The 18,857-nt window shown below is 58.9% G+C and carries 13 protein-coding genes; 9 read left to right on the top strand and 4 right to left on the bottom strand.

Annotated elements, in window-relative coordinates; all coding sequences use genetic code 11:
- Window positions 1-382 precede the first annotated feature (382 nt).
- Complete coding sequence (locus WDJ60_RS08490; protein ID WP_340099937.1) at window positions 383-562, bottom strand: hypothetical protein; 180 nt, start codon at window positions 560-562, stop codon at window positions 383-385.
- Here WDJ60_RS08490 and WDJ60_RS08485 point away from each other — a divergent pair.
- Together WDJ60_RS08485 and WDJ60_RS08480 are read left to right on the top strand one after the other, a co-directional pair.
- Complete coding sequence (locus tag WDJ60_RS08485; RefSeq protein ID WP_340099936.1) at window positions 476-733, top strand: amino acid kinase family protein; 258 nt, start codon at window positions 476-478, stop codon at window positions 731-733. The two genes, WDJ60_RS08490 and WDJ60_RS08485, sit on opposite strands and share 87 nt — an antisense overlap.
- A gap of 206 nt (window positions 734-939) precedes the next feature.
- Window positions 940-2,274 (top strand): erythromycin esterase family protein, encoded by a 1,335-nt coding sequence (locus WDJ60_RS08480; protein ID WP_340099928.1) that lies wholly within the window; start codon window positions 940-942, stop codon window positions 2,272-2,274.
- Between the two features lie 144 nt (window positions 2,275-2,418).
- Here the strand turns inward: WDJ60_RS08480 and WDJ60_RS08475 are convergent, their stop codons facing one another.
- On the bottom strand, window positions 2,419-3,135 hold the full coding sequence (locus tag WDJ60_RS08475) for a SagB/ThcOx family dehydrogenase (protein ID WP_340099927.1): 717 nt from the start codon (window positions 3,133-3,135) through the stop codon (window positions 2,419-2,421).
- A 479-nt stretch (window positions 3,136-3,614) separates the two neighbouring features.
- On the opposite strand from WDJ60_RS08475, the gene WDJ60_RS08470 reads away from it, so the two are divergent.
- Window positions 3,615-4,202 carry a DUF8121 family protein gene (locus WDJ60_RS08470; RefSeq protein WP_340099926.1) on the top strand — a complete coding sequence of 196 codons (588 nt, stop codon included), beginning with the start codon at window positions 3,615-3,617 and terminating at the stop codon, window positions 4,200-4,202.
- 71 nt (window positions 4,203-4,273) lie between these two features.
- Here WDJ60_RS08470 and WDJ60_RS08465 read toward each other — a convergent pair whose 3' ends face one another.
- Complete coding sequence (locus WDJ60_RS08465; protein ID WP_340099935.1) at window positions 4,274-5,710, bottom strand: MATE family efflux transporter; 1,437 nt, start codon at window positions 5,708-5,710, stop codon at window positions 4,274-4,276.
- A 128-nt stretch (window positions 5,711-5,838) separates the two neighbouring features.
- The gene (locus WDJ60_RS08460) at window positions 5,839-6,474 is read right to left on the bottom strand and encodes an FAD-dependent oxidoreductase (protein ID WP_340099925.1); all 636 of its coding nucleotides are present in this window, start codon (window positions 6,472-6,474) and stop codon (window positions 5,839-5,841) included.
- A 176-nt stretch (window positions 6,475-6,650) separates the two neighbouring features.
- On the opposite strand from WDJ60_RS08460, the gene WDJ60_RS08455 reads away from it, so the two are divergent.
- The 6 genes from WDJ60_RS08455 to WDJ60_RS08430 all read left to right on the top strand — a co-directional run bounded on the left by WDJ60_RS08455 (window position 6,651) and on the right by WDJ60_RS08430 (window position 18,728).
- Window positions 6,651-8,414, top strand: a complete 1,764-nt coding sequence (locus WDJ60_RS08455; protein WP_340099923.1) for a 2-oxoacid:acceptor oxidoreductase subunit alpha — start codon at window positions 6,651-6,653, stop codon at window positions 8,412-8,414.
- Entirely contained in the window at window positions 8,411-9,277 is an 867-nt protein-coding gene (locus tag WDJ60_RS08450) for a 2-oxoacid:ferredoxin oxidoreductase subunit beta (RefSeq protein ID WP_340099922.1), read from the top strand. Before WDJ60_RS08455 ends, WDJ60_RS08450 begins: the two co-directional genes overlap by 4 nt.
- A gap of 412 nt (window positions 9,278-9,689) precedes the next feature.
- Window positions 9,690-10,526: a hypothetical protein gene (locus tag WDJ60_RS08445; protein WP_340099921.1), complete on the top strand. Its 837-nt coding sequence runs from the start codon at window positions 9,690-9,692 to the stop codon at window positions 10,524-10,526.
- Complete coding sequence (locus tag WDJ60_RS08440; protein ID WP_340099920.1) at window positions 10,526-14,272, top strand: hypothetical protein; 3,747 nt, start codon at window positions 10,526-10,528, stop codon at window positions 14,270-14,272. Before WDJ60_RS08445 ends, WDJ60_RS08440 begins: the two co-directional genes overlap by 1 nt.
- On the top strand, window positions 14,269-14,889 hold the full coding sequence (locus tag WDJ60_RS08435) for a BREX protein BrxB domain-containing protein (RefSeq protein ID WP_340099919.1): 621 nt from the start codon (window positions 14,269-14,271) through the stop codon (window positions 14,887-14,889). The genes WDJ60_RS08440 and WDJ60_RS08435 overlap by 4 nt, the downstream gene beginning before the upstream one ends.
- On the top strand, window positions 14,886-18,728 hold the full coding sequence (locus WDJ60_RS08430) for a hypothetical protein (protein WP_340099918.1): 3,843 nt from the start codon (window positions 14,886-14,888) through the stop codon (window positions 18,726-18,728). Before WDJ60_RS08435 ends, WDJ60_RS08430 begins: the two co-directional genes overlap by 4 nt.
- The last annotated feature ends 129 nt before the right edge of the window (window positions 18,729-18,857 follow it).

The following is an 18,857-nucleotide window of genomic DNA, read 5'->3' as shown; positions in this document are numbered from 1 at the left end:
CGATCAACAATCACCGAATCCGGTGGTGAGTAGGGCATAACTCCCACCGGGTTTCTCAGACAGGTAGTTGCGACGGTCTCCAATCAGCAGATGGCGTGGTATTTCTCCACTAAACTAGAACGGATGGCCCCACCTCAAGGGATTCCAGACTCTGTACTGAGAGAGTTCGGGTTCCACGCCGATACTGTTCCGCCACTTTCGTTTCTAACGACACAAACGACACACGTCGTGAGGCCACTCACCGGTAGTTGGACACAGAATGGATTGCATATTACTGATCCAAACAACTGGTATATGACATTTGTCGAAGAGGACACGAGCTAGAGCTCATCAACTGATAAAATGTCTGTTTTGGGAGATAGAAGCGGAAGCGGCTGAGAAATCATTCGAGATCCAAAAGGTGTCGACCGGTGACCGCCCGTACCGTCGTGTTGTTCCCTCCCCCGAACCCGTCGAAATCGTCGAAGGAGGAGAGATTGCCCGACCCGTGGAACGTGGAAATTTCGTAATTGCTGCCGGGGGAGGCGGTGTTCCCGTCGTGCGTGACGATGGTGATATCCACGGTGTTGAAGCGGTGGTCGACAAGGATAAAGCCTCACAGTTGCTCGCATCGGAACTCGGAACCGACACACTCGTTATTCTCACGGATGTCGAGTGCGCGTACGTGAATCACGATGAGCCCGACCACCTGATGGACGCACTGTCCGGTGACGCTGGCACACAGATCAGGTAATCTGGCGAGGAATTGCAAATACCGGTCGCTGCTTACTATCAGATGAGAACTGTCGTTGGGATATTTGGATGCCCGTATCCGTGTAATAGTTGACGGAGCGACACCATCGCTACCATGACCCACACACTCGAAGTCAGCGACGGCCCGCTCAGGGTGCAAATCAGCCGACGATTCGGACCAGTGAAAGCGGTTGCTGGTGGCAATTCATGACGCTACAAGACCGCACGTCGTGGACGGAACCGGGCGACATCGACGCGGCTGTCGCAGATGTCCGAACGCATGCTCGCGAGTTCGAAGACCCCGACGATTTGGACCATCTCGTCGAGCGGTTCGGGGACCGGAAGTACGTGTTGCTGGGCGAGGCCTCGCATGGAACCTCGGAGTTCTATCGCTGGCGCTCGCAACTGACCGCACGACTCATCCGAGAGAAAGACTTCTCGTTTGTCGCCATCGAAGGCGACTGGACAGATTGTTACGAGGTCAATCGATACGTCAAGGGGCTGCAAGATTCGCACAACACGATTCGTGCCGTTCTCGATGCCTTCGACCGGTGGCCGACGTGGATGTGGGCGAACTGGGAAACGCTCGAGTTCCTTGACTGGCTGGAAATACGCAATCAGGAGGTTCCCGAAGCCGACCGCGTTGGGTTCTTTGGACTCGACGTGTACAGTCTGTTTGAGTCGCTGGAGGCCGTTATCGAGTACCTCGACGATGTCGATCCGGCTGCTGCAGCGGACGCGAGGGACGCCTACCGCTGTTTCGAACCCTACGGTGAGGACGCACAAGAGTACGCGCAGGCGGTTCGGATGGTTCCCGAAAGTTGCGAGGATGAGGTGGTCGATATCCTGACGCGACTTCGAGAAGACGTCCAGAAGTACGACCACGGCCGGGACGATTATTTTACTGCCGAACAGAATGCGCTCGTCGCAAAAAACGCCGAGCAGTACTACCGCGAGATGGTCCGGGGTAATATCGATTCGTGGAACGTTCGGGACCGGCACATGGTCGAGACGCTGGACCGTCTCCAGGACCATCACGGATCAGATTCGAAAGGAATTGTCTGGGCACACAACACCCACGTCGGTGACGCTCGGGCAACCGACATGGAAGCGCGTGGTCGACTCAATATTGGCCAACTGGTGCGACAACGTGATGGCAAAACGGATACAGCACTGATCGGGATGGGTTCCGAACGGGGCAGTGTTATCGCCGCGGACTCGTGGGGGCAGCCATCGGAGGAGTTGACAGTTCCTCCCGCCCGAGAGGGCAGCTACGAGCATGTCTTCCACCTGGCTGGAGCGCACGATCAACTTCTGGTAACCGGGCAACTTCCCGAGGATTCGGCCCTGGCTCGACCGCGAGGGAACCGTGCCATCGGCGTGGTCTATCACCCAACTCGAGAAGCCGGGAACTACGTGCCAACGGACCTGCTCGAACGATACGATGCCTTCCTGCATTTCGACGAAACCCGTGCCCTTCACCCACTCGAACTCCATGCAGAGCGGGATGTCGTGCCCGATCTCTATCCATGGGGTCTCTGACTGAACTTCGTCGTTCTCGCCACGCAAGAGCGATGACTCAGTAACGCCCTATTCAAGTAGCTCCGGGACAGCAGGCAGGACGTACCATCGCCGGAATGGGCGTTGGCTGACTGCCGGTGGCTGCAGGCTCGCTGCGGATTTCGTTCATCGTCTGGACCGCCCGACGGGAAAGATATAGAGCGGCCGCTGGGTCGTCGGTACCCCTACGATGTCCCGGACGCGCTCGTCCTCGAACGCCCCGATCGAAACGGTCGCCAGACCGAGTGCTTCGGCCTCTAAGTAGAGATTCTCACCCACATGGCCGGCCTCCATCGGAACGTACCGCTTTCTTCCCCGTTCTCCGTACTTTTGGGTGGTCCGCTCGTCAACGGCACACACGACGATGTCGACGGGCGCCTCCTCGATGTCCTCCTGGTCCAGCGCGGCGGCGCGTAACTCCGATTGGATGTTTCCGGAGTCACCACAGACAATCTCGTGTTTCTCAGGTCGGTAGTGATAGACACCCGTCTCGAGATCCTTCACTCCGGGAGTGCCAACGATGGCGTAGAGCTCGAGCGGATGGAGTGCTCCGGCACTGGGCGCCGCTCGAAGCCCGCTCGTTTGTTCCGTTACTCCTTGCGCCGCCCAGAGTAACTGTCCGAGTTCATCACGGGTCAGGGCGTCCTCGCCGTACTCGCGTCGTGAGCGCCGGTTTGCAATCGCTGTTTCGACAGAGACGTCGCCAGTTTCGTTAGGAGTTGGTAGCGGGACGACCTCGCCGGATTCCCAACCGTCACCGTCGGTTCGGACGGCGTTGAACACTCCGAAGATGAGCGGCAAAAGCACCGCAAAGACCGCGGCTGCGAGGAGGGAACGTATCATCAACTGAGCCCGTCGTTTTATCCGCATACCTGGGATATAGTGTGAAGCGGAGACAAATGTCCCCGTCTCGTTCCCAGTGAGTGACAACCACCTCATGATACCGGAGGGGACTTCTCTCTGAAGTGCCGACAGAGGGCCGACTCTACTGTCACCGTCCGTTGGATTTCAACACCGGTCTGTCTCACTCTCCAGCATATAGATTTCACGTCTGTCTGATTGGAGTTGTTCCGCTATTGGGCGGAACTCCAGACCGTCTGTTCAGCCGTTTTCAGCCGAGGGATTCGACGCTCCGCACGCGATTGTCTGCCACATCCCGGATTCATTCTGCCGCCGTCTTCGATTCACAGAAGAGTCGTTTCGAGGAGTCCGGTGGAGTCGCATCACCTCCACCACCTCAGCACGGTAGCGAAACTCTTGATACACAAACACTGACTTGAGTCTCCACCAACACTTTACTGAGAGCGGTATTTGCCTCTTCTATGGACCGACGGACGTACCTCGCGACAGTCTGTAGTACCGGAGCCGTGACGACAGCGGGGTGTAGCACAGTAGCGGGAAAGCAAACGCTCTCTGAACCGACTGTCCGTACCGAATCAGACGGGAGAAAGGCTCTCATTTTCACAGAGAACGATTCGGAAGTGGGGCATTTCGGTGTCGATGGGAGCGTTTCGTCCGACTGCATCGACCTCTCGACCGAGATATGGCACCGAGATGGGACAGAAGTACAATCTATCAAACTGCGAGTCTGGATGCCCGAATTAGCACCGGAATCTGCCGCGGAGGTTGCCGTCGTCTCGCCAGTCGAAGGTGATAGCTCCCCGCCTCCCTCGATCGCACTCTACACGCCCGACCGGGACCTCGGAACGGTCATCGAGATCAGCGACCTCGACGACCTCGCGGATGAGACGATCAGCACACTGAATCTCACCGTCAACCCGGGAGCCGAGACAGCGACAGCCCTCAAAATCCACGCGACAATCGAGCTCACCGGCGGTGGCGTTCTCAGTAGCGACTACTCGCTCGACGGTGAACTCCAGCTAACGTATCCAGAGCTCGGCAACGAGTGAGCCACCTCCCTCATTCTGCCGGCTGAATGTCTGTAACGAATTGCGCGACCTCGGGTGGCGAACACTCGAAATCAGTCGTCGGCCGACGGGTCGGGCCGATACGCGCGACTGACGACTTTCCACGACCCGGTACCGAACCGATAGTACGTGACGACTGCGGGGACCAGCGTCTCGAGGACGAGTGCGACGTACAGCGCCTCTATCCCAAGCGGCGTCACCGCAGCCAGCGGTCCGAACGGGATAGTGACCGCGCCCGCGTACGCCAGCGGGAGCGTCACCGCGTAGAGTCCGATGAACTGCCCGTAGAGCGGCCACCGCGTGTCACCGCTGGCTCTGAGCGGGCCGGTCGTACCGGCGTTGATGCCGCGGAAGACGACACTGATGGCGGCGACCATGACGAAGGGAGTCACGAGCGGAACGATTCCCGGATCAGACACGAACAGGCTCGCGACCTGGCGGGCGAGCGCCAGCACGGCGACCGCGCCGATGGCGTACACGACGGTCCCAAACAGGAGAATCTCCCGGGCGTACGTCCCGGCTCGCTGTTCGTCCCCGGTGCCGAGCACCTGCCCGACGAGGCTACTCGATGCCAGCGAGAATCCCCACCCTGGCGTATCGAGCAGGTCACGCACGCGACGCGCGACGACGTACGCCGCTGCGATTTCCGGGCCGAACAGGGCGACGACGGCGAGCATCGGTATCTGTGCGCCGCGGCGTGCGAGATTCGTGAACGCGAGCGGCGCGCCGATGGTCACGATATCGCGGAGTTCGGCGGCCGTTACGGGAGGTGCCGAGACGTCGATAGTAACTGGGAACCTGCCGACAAGCGGGAGTCGCAGGCCGGCGAATCCCGCGGCGAACAGGGCGAGCACGACGACGTTCGCGACGACCGTCCCGATAGCGGCACCGACGACGCCGAGGCCGACTCCGAAGATGAGTACGGCATTGATGACGACGTTGATGATGGCGCCGCTCACACGCAGTATCATCGGCGTCCAGGCGTCGTCGGCACCGACCAGTGCCCGACTCCCGACGAGGTTGAGCGCAGCGAACGGAACGCCGAGCGCCACGATGCGGAGATACGCCGCACCGTAGTCCAGTGCTGCGCCGTCGCCGGCGATGAGACCGATGAACCATTCCGGAACGGACCAGAAGACGGCGGCGAGCGGAACCATGATCGCGAGGACGACGAGCGCGCTCGTGGTCACCGCGAGCGAAACTGCATCGGTGGCGTTGGCACCGTAGCGCTGGGAGACGAGGCTAATCGTCGCACCGGCGATGCCGGCCCCGGCAGCGAACGCCAGCCCCCAGAACGGTGTCGCGAATCCGACGCCCGCGATTGCCGCCGCGCCCAGTGCCGTGCCGACCATCGCAACGTCGGCCGCGGACTTCGACATCCGCGCCACGCCGGTAACGATGCGTGGCCACGCCAGATCCGTCGTCTGTTCGGCGCGCTCGCGGTCGATAACGCCGCCGCGAGCGAGCAGTATACCGACACTGAGCAGCATCCATCGGACCGGATTCGGAACTCGTCGCTCGCGAGAATCCACGACGAGAGGAAGGGGACTCCACTTCAAATCTCTTTATATCTCTGCAATTGACACCTGTAGGCGTTGGATCCCCGACGAGATCGCCCCTATCCGAAGTTCTCGACTTTCGCGGCTTCTGGGTCGGCCCCTGCCGCTTCGAGGGCGCTCGTCGCGTCGTCCAGAAACGCCGCGAAGCCGTAGATGAACACCTGTGTCTCGTCGGTGAGCGCGTCGGCGACGGCGTCGTCGAGCGTCTCGGCGGGCGTGAGAATCTCGATGCCGACGCCGCGTGCGCCGAGGTCCGCGAGACGGTCCTCGTGGATTGGCTCGTCGTCGCGATAGACGATAGCGGCCTGGCCGCCGACGTCGAGAGCGCGCTCTGCGATGCCGACGGCGGGACCGATACCCGGTCCGCCCGCGAGGACGAGCACGCGGGACTCGTCTTCGTAGTAGGCGTCGCCGTACGGTCCCGAAAGCGTCATCTCGTCGCCGGCAGCGAGCGTCCGGAGTCGCGGCGTGACTTCCCCTTCGGGGTCGATACCGATGGTAATCTCGAAAGTATCGGTCACGTCGGGCGAGGAGATGGTGTAAAAGCGCGGTTGCGCTTCACCGTCGACGGTAGCGATGAGCTTGACGAACTGACCGGGCCGTGCCTCGAACCCCTCGGGCGTCTCGAACTCGACGGCGATAGCGTCGGGGCCGACGTCGTGAACGGCCGCGACTGTGACAGCGGTCTGGTCCATACCCGACAGTCGGGAAGCGGTGGGAAGGTATTTTCGCTCCCGACGCGAGCGGGAGAAGTCCCAAAGCAGTTAGTGGGGGGCACGGCAGGATTTCGGACACCGGTCGGTTGACGAAATCCGGGAGGTGAGCCACATGCACAATGTTTTTCCTCCGTCCCGCGGAAGCCAGATGTAGTATGCCCGACGACCTGAACTGGGCCATCGGCGGCGAAGCCGGCGATGGGATTGACTCTACAGGCAAGATTTTCGCTCAGGCGCTCTCACGGGCGGGACGACACGTCCTGACCTCGAAGGACTTCGCATCGCGTATCCGCGGCGGGTACACCGCCTACAAGGTGCGGACGTCCGTCGACCGCGTCGAGAGTGTCGTCGACCGGCTGGACATTCTCATCGCGTTGACCGAGCGCACCGTTGACGAGAATCTGGACGAACTGCACGAGGGGAGCGTCATCATCTACGACGGCGAGCGGACGACGATGCAAGACCTCGAGATTCCCGAGGGAATGATCGGACTGGACGTTCCCCTCAAGAGCCTCGCCGAGGACGCTGGCGGGGCGATCATGGCTAACATCGTCGCGCTCGGTGCGGCGTGTGAGGTGACTAATTTCCCCATCGAGAATCTGGACGCCTCGCTGGAGAAGCGCTTCGGCAACAAGGGCCAGGCCATCGTCGAGAACAACAAGAAGGCGGCCCGCGCCGGCCAGGAGTACGTCGCCGAGGAGTTCGACGAGGACTTCGAGTACAATATGGACACGACGGACAACGACTACGTTCTCCTCAACGGCAACGAGGCGCTCGGCATGGGTGCCCTCGCTGCTGGCTGTCGCTTCTACGCTGGCTACCCGATTACGCCGGCGACGTCCATTATGGAGTATCTGACCGGCCGCCTCGACGAGTACGGCGGCAAAGTCGTCCAGGCCGAGGACGAACTCTCTGCTATCAACATGGCGCTCGGTGCGGCACGCGCTGGCGCGCGCTCGATGACTGCGACCTCGGGTGCCGGTATCGACCTGATGACCGAGACGTTTGGGCTGGTCGCCCAGTCCGAGACGCCGCTGGTCATCACTGACGTCCAGCGGTCGGGCCCCTCGACGGGGATGCCGACCAAGCAGGAACAGGGCGACCTCAACATGGCTCTGTACGGCGGCCACGGCGAGATTCCGCGCCTCGTCGTCGCCCCGACGACCGTCTCGCAGTGTTTCTGGAAGGCAATCGAGGCGTTCAACCTCGCCGAGAAGTACTCGACGCCGGTGTTCCTCGTTTCGGACCTGGCGATGTCCGTGACCGAACAGACGTTCGAACCGGAGACGTTCGACATGGACGAAGTCGAAATCGACCGCGGCAAGGTCGTCGACGAGGACGAAATCGACACCTGGCTCGACGAACAGGGACGCTTCCAGCCACACTTTGCGACCGCAGACGGCGTCAGTCCGCGCGCGTTCCCCGGCACCGAGGACGGTGCCCACATGACGACCGGACTGGAACACGACGCGCTCGGCCGCCGGACCGAAGAAGAGGAAGTCCGAGTCGAACAGGTCGACAAACGACAGCGAAAAGTCGAGACTGCTCGCGAGGAAGAAGACTGGAGTCCGCGCGAGTTCGGCGACCCCGACGCCGACACGCTCGTCATCTCGTGGGGCTCGAACGAAGGGTCCATCCGCGAAGGGATGGACATGCTCGCAGAGGAAGGCATCGACATCCGCCTGCTCTCAGTCCCATACCTGTTCCCGCGGCCGGACCTCTCGGATGCAATCGAGAAGGCGGAGAACACTATCGTCGTCGAGTGTAACGCGACCGGCCAGTTCGCCGACCTCATCGAGCACGACGTGCTCGAACGAGTACAGCGTGTCAACAAGTACACAGGCGTGCGATTCAAGGCCGACGAACTCGCAGAGGAAATCAAGGACGCGATTGCGGAGCCACAGGAGGCAACACAATGAGCTCAGACGTACGCTTCGTCGACTTCAAGTCCGACAAGCAACCGACCTGGTGTCCCGGCTGCGGTGACTTCGGGACGATGAACGGGATGATGAAAGCGCTCGCCGAGACCGGCAACGACCCCGACAACACGTTCGTGGTCGCCGGTATCGGCTGTTCCGGCAAAATCGGGACCTACATGCACAGCTACGCGCTCCACGGCGTCCACGGCCGCGCGCTTCCCGTGGGCACGGGCGTGAAACTGGCCAACCCCGACCTCGAAGTGATGGTCGCCGGCGGTGACGGTGACGGCTACTCCATCGGTGCCGGACACTTCGTCCACGCCGTCCGCCGGAACGTCGACATGTCCTACGTCGTCATGGACAACCGCATCTACGGGTTGACCAAGGGACAGGCCTCGCCGACCTCGCGAGAGGACTTCGAGACATCCACGTCGCCGGACGGTACCAACATGCCGCCGGTCAACCCGCTGGCACTCGCGCTCGCCGCAGGCGCGACCTTCATCGCACAGTCCTTTAGCTCGGACAGTCAGCGCCACACCGAAATCATCAAACAGGCAATCGAACACGACGGCTTCGGCTTCGTCAACACCTACTCGCCGTGTGTCACGTTCAACGACGTCGACACCTACGACTACTTCCGCGACACCATCGTCGACCTCGGCGAGGACGAGGACTACGACCCCCACGACAAGGACGCAGCCAAAGAGAAGATTCTCGAAGGCGACAAGGAGTACATGGGCGTCATCTACCAGGACGAAGACTCCGTCCCCTACGAGGCCCGCGAAGGAATCGATCAGAACATGTCCGAGATTCCCGACGGCGCGCCCGACGACGCGATGGATCTCGTGAGAGAGTTTTACTAAACTACTTTTTCCTCTTGCGTAGCAGGTGATTTACGGCCGCCCTTCATGCTGAATACAGCGCGCATATTCATCACTGACCGGTCAGCAAGAAGCGGGGATGCAGATTGATCGATACAGGCGAAGGACTGTTCAGAGTCCATCAGCGTCTTTCAACAACCGCAGCAGTAGACCCAGAGTCAGTATCATAGCGACGGCGAACGTAATTCCGATAATAAGAGTTCCTGTGCCGACCATACCTGCTCTCAAGTGTATAGCCTCAAGAAGATACTGCCTCGAAGTACCTCTTTTCGATGCCACTCAACCCGAGCAGTACGCATGCTCAATGAGCGTGCTCTATTCACCACGACCGCAAAAAATATCACCGATTGAGGGTTTCAACAAGGCCAAGTGGGTTGGTTGATTCCACCATCGTATGAACACTCTCCCGGACGGCGGGGATGGACCACCGTCTCTTTCCCGCACATTCTCTCCCGAGGAGGTCAACATGGATTTGACAATGTGCGGTCTCTTGCCTGATCGAGCAGATGAGGTCGCTCGGTTGTACCGAGAACACGGGAACTGGAACCAGGTCAAGGAAGTGTGGTTCGAAGAACGACGTGCGAATCGCAGCACGAAGGGGAGCTCACAGAAAATATACCGTGTTCTCTCATCACGATTCAAAAACGCGCCTGCCAGCCTCCCCAATCCACGCGATCTTCCCGATGTGCTAGAAACCTGTTCGTCGTCGCGAGACAAAGCACAAGTACTCTACCTATATCTGGTCGCCGACGATGCGCTCGTTCGATACGCCGTCCACGAATATGCCCGACGTCTTTCCGCTGACTACCACGATCCACTTGGCTTCTCCAACGAGACACTCACAACTGTCCTGAATCAGTTCGAATATGCTGACGGAACATCGTTCGACTACGCCGACTCGACTACGAGAAGATGGTGCGAAGGATTCCGATCGGTCATGCGTGAGATCGGCGTCCTGGAGAGTCAGCAAACGGTCGTCGGTAATCCCCCATCTCTAGGAGAGACCCCACTCCTCGTCGCAATGGGCTACTCGTATGGGGAGGGCGAGGATGAGTGGTTCGAGTCCGCAACCGGTCTCCAGTACCTGTTCCAGCCAAGTGCTCGCTGGGAGGAACTCTACGACAGGGCAGCGGAGACGGAGGCATGGGAGTTTGTCGAACTCCATGGAAGTCTTCAACTCCGGCCGACCAACGGGCCGTACTCGTGGATTACTACTGAGGGAGCCGAATAATGGTTGACGCAACTTGGTTTGAAGACCTCCCAGAGGATTTCGAGGAATCGGTGCGTATCGACCGCGAAGACCAGTCTGCAGACGAAAAACGACACAGGAAACAAGCCATCAAGTCATACCATGTTACGGCCGACTCCCAGCGCTTCCTCGAAGACTTCGTCAACCGACTGCTTGGGGAAGCCGAGGATATGCGAACGGGCTCAAATTACTGGCTCTATGGCTACTACGGGAGTGGAAAGAGCCACCTGCTGACAGTTCTGGATGGGCTGATGGATACCCAGTGGCTCCAAGGCCGCTCCGATGATGTCTGGAGTAAGCTCGTCCCGGATGCGTCGACGAGTAGGGACCTCAATGCGTTGCAAGACCAGTGGGAAACCGTTCATCTCGACTACCACATCATCCCTGTTTCAGTGAACTTGCTGAAGTACCAGGGACAGAAGCAACGCAGCTTCAGTGAGATCGTTCTTCGACACGCCCACCAGAATCCGATTCTCACGGGCGTCGATGACAGTATTTCTACTGGGCTGTCGTCCCAGCTTGACGTCGCATACTTCGAAGACTGGTACCAAACGACTGAGGCATGGTCGGATCGACAAGACCGAGCAGCAACAGTCGTTGATGGGGTGACGCCGGAGTCACCACGATACGAGTGGGAGACCGATGATCTCTGGACCGACATTCAGCAGTACAGCGCGCTGTCCGATGTTGTGCTTCCAAAGCTGTTCGAAGATGTGACGGGCACACGCGACGGCTACACCGACCTCCAACCGTCGGATATTGACCCAGAGGAGGTCGTCAGTCGGTTGGAGTCGCTTCGACAGACACGCGAAGAAGAGCTTGGGGAACCAGTCAAGCTCGTCCTCCTGCTCGACGAAGTGAGTCTCTTCATCGGAACCGACTTCGAGCGGCTCACTGAGCTGCAGACGCTCGCGGAAAACGTCGACGACATCGGTGGTGGTGACATCCAACTCGTCGCAACGGCGCAGGCGAAAATAGAAGACGTCCAACCGAAATTCGCTGCTCACGGAGCTGATTTCAGTATCGTCAAAGACCGGTTCCCACACCGGTATCAGCTTCCGAGTAAGCACGTCGGTGACATCGCCAAACGGCGGCTCTTCCAGAAGTCAAAAACAGGCGACGACGCGGTTCGCCGAATCCTCGATGATGCTGACGTGAAACCGGCTGAGTCGCTCGTGTACAACGAAATCAAACAGAACACGAAGCCGCCACTCGATGCGATTGATGATGAGGAACTCGTGGAGTTCTACCCCTTCCTGCCGTATCACGCCCCCCTCTTCCTCGAAATCCTGTTCAATCTCCGGCGAGAGGCAAACGACCCGGCGAAGTCGATCTTCTCGGGAACTGCACGAGCCATCCTTGCACTCATGCACGGGTTGCTCGACGACTGGGTCGACGAAGGCGAGGAAGACCAGATTATCTCGCTGGTCGACTTCTTCGAGCTAATCGAGCCTGAGCTGCGCGAAATCCTCCCCCAGGACATGCGTGTGGTCGAGGGCGCCGAAGAGACGACCGGCATCGCGGATGAAATAGATGATAAAGAGAGTGAGCTCCAAGCGTTCGATCTCGATGTTGCGAAGGCGGTCCTCCTGCTCCAGCATGTCCATGAAATCGTCCCGCTGAACGAAGGGAACATCGCAGTCGCCGTAATGTCCGATCTGAATGGCCAATCGTGGATTAGCACGACAAACCGCGTTGAGGAATCACTGGATCGGCTTCAGAAGTTTATCCGGCCGACGCAGGATGAGAGCGGGGCCCGCTATCGGTTCGCGACACAGGAAGAACGCCTCATTTACGACGAGACCGAGGAAAATGAAGCAGATCCGGACTGGGGCGACGTCGTCAACACGTTAGACGAACATCTCTGGGAGCGCATCACCCAAGACCTGTCTCTCTCAGAGTCAGTCCCGTATGGCGAGTCCGGTGACGAGTACCCAGTCTCGTACCACTTTGAGCTCGATGGGACGACGTTCGAAACCAGTAACGTGTCTGAGGGGGGTCTGGATATTGACGTCGCTATTCAGGGAGTTCGGCCAGATATAGATCCTGAACAAACGGATGAAGACACGCTGTACTGGGAGATCGACACCGATGGTCTCCAAGACCTACGCAAACGACTGGTCGAGTGGTGGGCACTTCGTGACGCAATCGCGACACGGGACGCGCCGCCTGCGGTCGAGCGTGATCTTGAGCAGCGGGCGAACGCCGTCCGCAGCAAGCTGACTAGCGCGATGATGAGCGGCTCGTACACCGTGAAAGATCGGACAGACATCGGCGGACTCTCAAAAGCTGTTCAGGTCGCGGTGGATGTCACGTATCCTGACGACTTCCATCCGATGATGCTTCAGGTCGACGAGAGTCGACTGCGCGAATTACGCCAGCTCGACAGCGACGCACCACTGCCCACATGGGCACGCACGATTCAGGTTCCCTCGTCGAACCAGAATGGTGGGCAAGGTAAACAGACGATTCAACGAAACGTAATGTCCCTCACCGGCCGGCAGTTGAAAGACAGCGACGAGGGTCTCAATATGAATACCGTCCTCGATGGTATCGTCGAACAGAAGCCGTTCTACGACGAGGCTCGGCCTGCACTCTGTGCAATCATCTGGGGGTTCTGTCGAGAAGGGAGACTGCTACCTATCGACGAAGACGGCAACACGCTGGAAGACGATGCAGTTCTTGACCTCGAGAGGCTCTCGACAACGAGACTGAAACTACTCCCACGAACAAACTTGAGCAAGCTTCTGGAGGAGGGTGGATTCAAGGAGACAACTGAAACGGTCGCAGATGGCCTCATCCACCTTCAAGAAGCTAACCAACAGATTCACTCAAAGCTTACCGGACTTCGCGAAGACGTTACCTTGGTCGTCGACTCAGACGTTCGAACTGACGAAGTCACTGGATTGCTCAATGCGTTTGCTGACAGGTTGACCGACCGAATCGATGCTACCGATGACCGCATTTCAACCGTCAAATCACAAGATGACGGTATCGAAGATGTCATCGACGAGACGAACGACACACAGGAGTGGGTCGAAGAGGTTACCGACGTCTGGAGTCGGCGTCTGTCGACGCTTCAACAGCTTGACGCGGTACTAACGATTGGAAGCCGCCAGTTCGACTGGGTTGACGAGGAAGCGCAATCTTCCATCGAATCCCGTTCCTCTGCAGTATCATCGTTCGACGGCGAGTGGTGGACAACAGACGGATGGAGTACACTCTCTGGGAAGTTAGTTCCCGACCTCGCTCCCGAGCTTGATCGATCCTGGAAAGCGTTCATTGACGAACGTGGCCTGCGTGAACTAGTCAACCGCATTGAGCAGCATCCCTGGGTACTCCCTGCAACCGACCTCCCAGCAGGCGTCCACATTGCCTTCGAGGGAGAGTACATAACGCCGATGCGCCATCTCGAGCAGTGGTACGAAACGATCGAGAGCGCGATCACGACGCTGTCTGATGATGCAGATTCAGACGAGGTTGTCGAGATAACGGACGATGTAGCGCAGTTAGAGCCACTCGACGAGGCCGTCGAGGACGATCTGGCTGAGTTGGATGCTCGGCTCGATAAACTGTCCTCAATCGTTGGTGATCGAGTACCAGATGACATCGGCCAAATCGGAATCATTCCAGACGATCGGCAGAAGCTGAACCATCGATTGGAACATCTTGTTGAACAGCAAGACCTTGAGATCGAGGAGACCGCTGAAGGGGTGATTATTCGATGAGCCAAGGAAGTTCGTCGCCGTACCGGGAATTTAAAGAAAAACTACAGATGTTCGCGCAGGGACAGCACGGAATCCGTAATCCATTCGTCATCGGTGCTGTCGACCCAGCAGTCGAACATCGGGTCGCAGACCGTCTCGAGACCTGGTCGAACGGGCGAATAGAACCACCAGAGCTTCACGGTGACGTCACCGTTCAGCCGATCTGGCTCGACGAACTCCTCCCGCAAACTGATGTGTACAAACTCCTCGTCGACCTGGGCGAACCCGTAGCTGCTCTCGACGGCGATACGTCCCCTGGTGAGCGTATTGAGGAGACGATGCAGGATCAGCTCGCCGAAGAGCTCGTTCAGCAGATGATCGAGCACGAGCTCAGCGAAGAACAGCTGGAGACCCAGAGCCACGTTGTGCTCCTGCTCAACCTCGGTAGTCTGTATCCGTTCACACGCGCATCAGAATTGCTCGACGAACTCGACCGTCGAAACGTCAAGTCCACGATCGGTATCCCGTTCCCGGGGGATGTCGTTGGTGGAAAATTGAGCTTCTTCGGTGGCGAATCACGACATTACTACCCCGCCCACCAGATTGACGGCCAGATCCAGGGGGTACATCTCCAATGACTATTGACAGTCTCTTTCACAGCGACCCGACTCGACAACTCGAAGAAGTACAGAAAGTCAACGCTCGCGAACGGGCTGAAACTGACGTTCGGGAGTTCTACGAAACCGACAGCGCCGAACACGTCCTCAAAAAACTCGGCGAGGCCGTCCATACCCATCCAGGTGAAGCCGCACGGTTCCTCTACATCCACGCGACGTTCGGGTCAGGGAAGACCCACCTCCTGAAGCTTGTCGGCCTCCTTGCCGACGACGAATCCAAGTTCGCCTACTTAGGTGATCGACTGGCCGAGCAGTGGCCAGGATTCGACGAACTCCAGCAGTCAATTCTAGACTCTCACGTCGACCGCCTCAAGCCGGTCTTCCTCAACCTGCTTGACCGCGACGCGTCGAAAGAGCCGCCATTGCCGTTCCTCATCTTCGAAGCGATCGGTCGCGAGCTCGGGTATCCAACCGACCCGAACTGGCTCCTCGAGTGGAGCTGGACGCTCGACATGGAGTACGATAGCGTCTGGGAAGCACTCCAAGCGTTCGAGCACAACGGGAAGACGTTCGACGACGTCCTCGCTGAACGCGCCTCGCTCCGCAGTTGGCTCTACGACGCGTTGCCGGCGATGCCTGAGACGTCCGGGACGGATCTCAACAGCCGTTCGGGCGTAAAGGCCTCTATTGAGTCCGCGGAAGCGGATGTCGAGCCCGAAGCGTTCGATCCCGAGAATCTCGTCTCACGCGTCGAAACAGCAATTGAATCACTAAACGACGGAAGCAAGCGTACCGAATTACTGCTGGGCCTGGACGAGGTTGCGCTCTTCGTCGGCGACAGCCGCCATCGCTACCGTGAGTTCGAGGAAACGATGGAGGCGCTCCAGCGAGGTCCGAACCCAGTCGTCGTCACTACCGGGCAGTATTCTCTTCCAGATACGCGCGAGAGTCTCATCGGTGAGCCACCCGAAGACCATTGGACACATCAACAGGTACCACTCGAAGGTGCAGACACGGAGATCATCGTCCGGAAGCGGTGGCTCCAGAAGTCAGACCCCGACGGACGGGAACGTGTCGAGTCGCTGGTGGCGTCGATGCCCGATCTCTCACTCCAGACGTACTCGTCGGTGACGAGCGCGGATCCAGACCCAGTCGAGTCCTACCCGTTCCGTGAGTACGACCTGTCGCTCCTGCGGGCGGTGATGCAGGAACTTATCACGCAGGGGCGATCGACCGATCGAGATTACATCCAGGGTCGGGCGCTGCTCGTCCTGGTCAGGTCGCTGTTTACCAAATTCGAGTGGGCGTCAAAAGAAGAGGGGTCGCTCGTCACCTGGGACGTCCTGTTCGACCTCTTAGTCGAGGAGACAACGTACCTCCCGCTGTGGGTCCAAGAGATGATAGACAACACGCTGGTACCGACGTTCGATGGCGACGAAGACGCGTGGGAAGTTCGCCTCGCGAGAGGCCTCTACCTCCTGAACCAGACGCCTGCTGTCCCCTCGACACCTGAGAACCTTGGACGATTGATGGTCAGAGACGTCACGGCAGCCGTCGGCGACGTCATCGAGCGAACCGAGTCGGGGCTGAAGACGCTCGTCGACAAGCAAAAGGTGCTCACCGAGACGAACGACCAAGGTGACGAGGTGTACACACTTGTCTCAGAAGAACAGGAGAGTGTCCTCAGTCGCGCACAGGACAAGGCTGCGAAGATCTCCCCACATCAGCTGTCGGCGTGGCTGGAAACGCGACTGCGCGAGAACGACGACTTCTTCAGAAGCGACGGCACCCTACACGAGGTCGATGTCGGCGACGAGCGCCGCATCCCACTGCGATATGACTACTCTATCCTCGAACCCGTCGACCGAGCGCCATCCCCCAAGTACGACGCGTTGCGCGTTCGCGTGCTGGCCGATGCTCCGGATACGCTCACCGAGCAGGTCGAGACATGGCAGGACGTGAACGACAGTCCAGATGGCGGCGAACACATCCTAATCACGATCGACGTCCCCGAGACAATGCTCGAGCGGATTCAGAACGTCATCGGGATGGGACGGGTGTTGGACGAAGAGACAGAGTCCCACAAGGAACTCGAGCGGGAACATCGTGCCGACAAACGTCGCCTCGAATCGTCGGTGACCGAGGTTCTCGAGGATGCATCGGTGTATACGGTCCACGAACATCGTGGTGCGCACTCCAGCGTGCTTGACGATGTCGTCGAAGACCAGGTCGACGCCGTATTTGGCTCGTCTCGAAAGACACTTTCGCGGCCGCTCGTCGAGGTCGACGACGCGAAGGCGATGGCGAAGTTCTTCCGCGGGAGCGGTGAGTGGCCGCTCTCGGACGCAGACTCCGCGATGCTCGGTGTCGACACCACCAGCGCCGAGATCGCCGACACAGGCTGGTGTCGCGAGTTCATCGACACGTACGAGTCACAGAAGTCGGTTGACGTTGAAACGCTCCTCCAGCAGACACAGACTGCGAACGGCGACTACCGCGGGACGCCACGGAAGTCGATCGCAGCACTCCTCATCACGCTTGCGACCTCCAACGAATCTGTCGCACTGAAGCAGGATACCGAGTACGTGTCTGACCCTGCCACTATCGGCCGACAAGTACGGACCAAAGGTGGGTTGACATCACTCCAGGTTCGCTTCGGCGTCAAGATTATCGACCCGAGGACTGTGAAAGAACTCGTTACGACGGTGCTCGATGAGGAGCCGGAGGGCGAGGGTCCGGACGAGTGGCTGAGCGAATTCGGTCGATGGGTCGACGAGAACAGTGCGACTGTCAAGCGAACGCTAAAAGGAGTTTCCAGAGAATTCGACGTAACGCTCGACGCCTTCGAGGCGACGATTGATCCAGCCCTTAGCGGTGAGGAGCTTTCCACGTCCGACCTGGGGAGTGAGGACGACCTCGAGGCGGTGCTCGAGGAGGCCAAAACCTTCGCGGACGCTCGCGAACTCTTCGGCGTCGAGGAAGATGACACGACGCTCTGGGACTGTTTCAACGAGGTGTTGGACACGATGACGTCGCTCTATCGGAACGCGTCGATTACCACCAGCATGCAAGCGACGGCGGAGAGCAATACTGTTCCTAGCGTTGCGACGGTCGAATCACGAATTCAGGACGCTACGGGACATCGCGTCGATGAAACCTCGGAACAGTATCGGCGAATCACGGGGGACACCACCACCGAATCTGATCCTGACGAGATCTGTAATGACTTGAGTGCGTGGCTTCGGTCCAACAAGGACGACGTTCGAGGGATTATCGAAGCAGCGACTGATGAGTTCGATGACATCGTACTTGACGACCTTGCGGAGATGTTCGAGGTTGTCTGGGACGGCGAGGACGTATCCGAGAGAGAGGTCGTCGACTCGGGCATTGTCCAGCAGGCAGAGACGTACGAGCAGATTCGCGAACTCTTCGACGAGACTGGTGGCACAAGTCTCTGGTCGCAGCTACAGGAGGCGGACCAAGAACTGCGTGAAGAGCATCCAGACTCGCCGACGACTGAAACGGTCAAGACTGCACTTACCTCTTCGCGGCCACCCACAAAACGACGTGTGCAACAACTTATCGAACGGGCTAAGGACCCGAAGCCGCCTGACGCAGACGACGATGCCTGGGCTGAGCTACAGACGATTGCCGAGGAACTGCGACAAGAACTTCCGAATAGTGGTGTGACCGATAAAGTCACTGCAGCCATCGATGCCGACGAACGGCCGAGTGAAGAATGCGTGAACGAACTGCTTTCGGAGTCAAAAGCAGTCTTGGAGCGGATTCTTGATGTGAAGGAACGGCTTGACGGCTTGGAAGATGGAAGCATTGTCCTTCTTGAAAACCGGTCCGAGTAGCGATCTACGCCCCAAGACGACATCGACTGACATCCTCCACACGGCTAAAGCCGATGGGGCTTCGCCTCGCTACCGCTGTAAGCAGTCCATCATTTATTAGACAACATTCAAGTTCCTGCTGTTTCTCGA

The organism is Salinibaculum salinum, from assembly GCF_037645885.1.
Lineage (GTDB): Archaea > Halobacteriota > Halobacteria > Halobacteriales > Haloarculaceae > Salinibaculum > Salinibaculum salinum.
This window is presented reverse-complemented; position numbering and strand designations above follow the sequence as displayed.

Coding starts and splice junctions, on each gene's coding strand:
- WDJ60_RS08480 (WP_340099928.1), top strand. CDS start 940: ATGACGCTACAAGACCGCACGTCGTGGACGGAACCGGGCGACATCGAC.
- WDJ60_RS08475 (WP_340099927.1), bottom strand. CDS start 3,135: ATGATACGTTCCCTCCTCGCAGCCGCGGTCTTTGCGGTGCTTTTGCCG.
- WDJ60_RS08470 (WP_340099926.1), top strand. CDS start 3,615: ATGGACCGACGGACGTACCTCGCGACAGTCTGTAGTACCGGAGCCGTG.
- WDJ60_RS08465 (WP_340099935.1), bottom strand. CDS start 5,710: ATGCTGCTCAGTGTCGGTATACTGCTCGCTCGCGGCGGCGTTATCGAC.
- WDJ60_RS08460 (WP_340099925.1), bottom strand. CDS start 6,474: ATGGACCAGACCGCTGTCACAGTCGCGGCCGTTCACGACGTCGGCCCC.
- WDJ60_RS08455 (WP_340099923.1), top strand. CDS start 6,651: ATGCCCGACGACCTGAACTGGGCCATCGGCGGCGAAGCCGGCGATGGG.
- WDJ60_RS08450 (WP_340099922.1), top strand. CDS start 8,411: ATGAGCTCAGACGTACGCTTCGTCGACTTCAAGTCCGACAAGCAACCG.
- WDJ60_RS08445 (WP_340099921.1), top strand. CDS start 9,690: ATGAACACTCTCCCGGACGGCGGGGATGGACCACCGTCTCTTTCCCGC.
- WDJ60_RS08440 (WP_340099920.1), top strand. CDS start 10,526: ATGGTTGACGCAACTTGGTTTGAAGACCTCCCAGAGGATTTCGAGGAA.
- WDJ60_RS08435 (WP_340099919.1), top strand. CDS start 14,269: ATGAGCCAAGGAAGTTCGTCGCCGTACCGGGAATTTAAAGAAAAACTA.
- WDJ60_RS08430 (WP_340099918.1), top strand. CDS start 14,886: ATGACTATTGACAGTCTCTTTCACAGCGACCCGACTCGACAACTCGAA.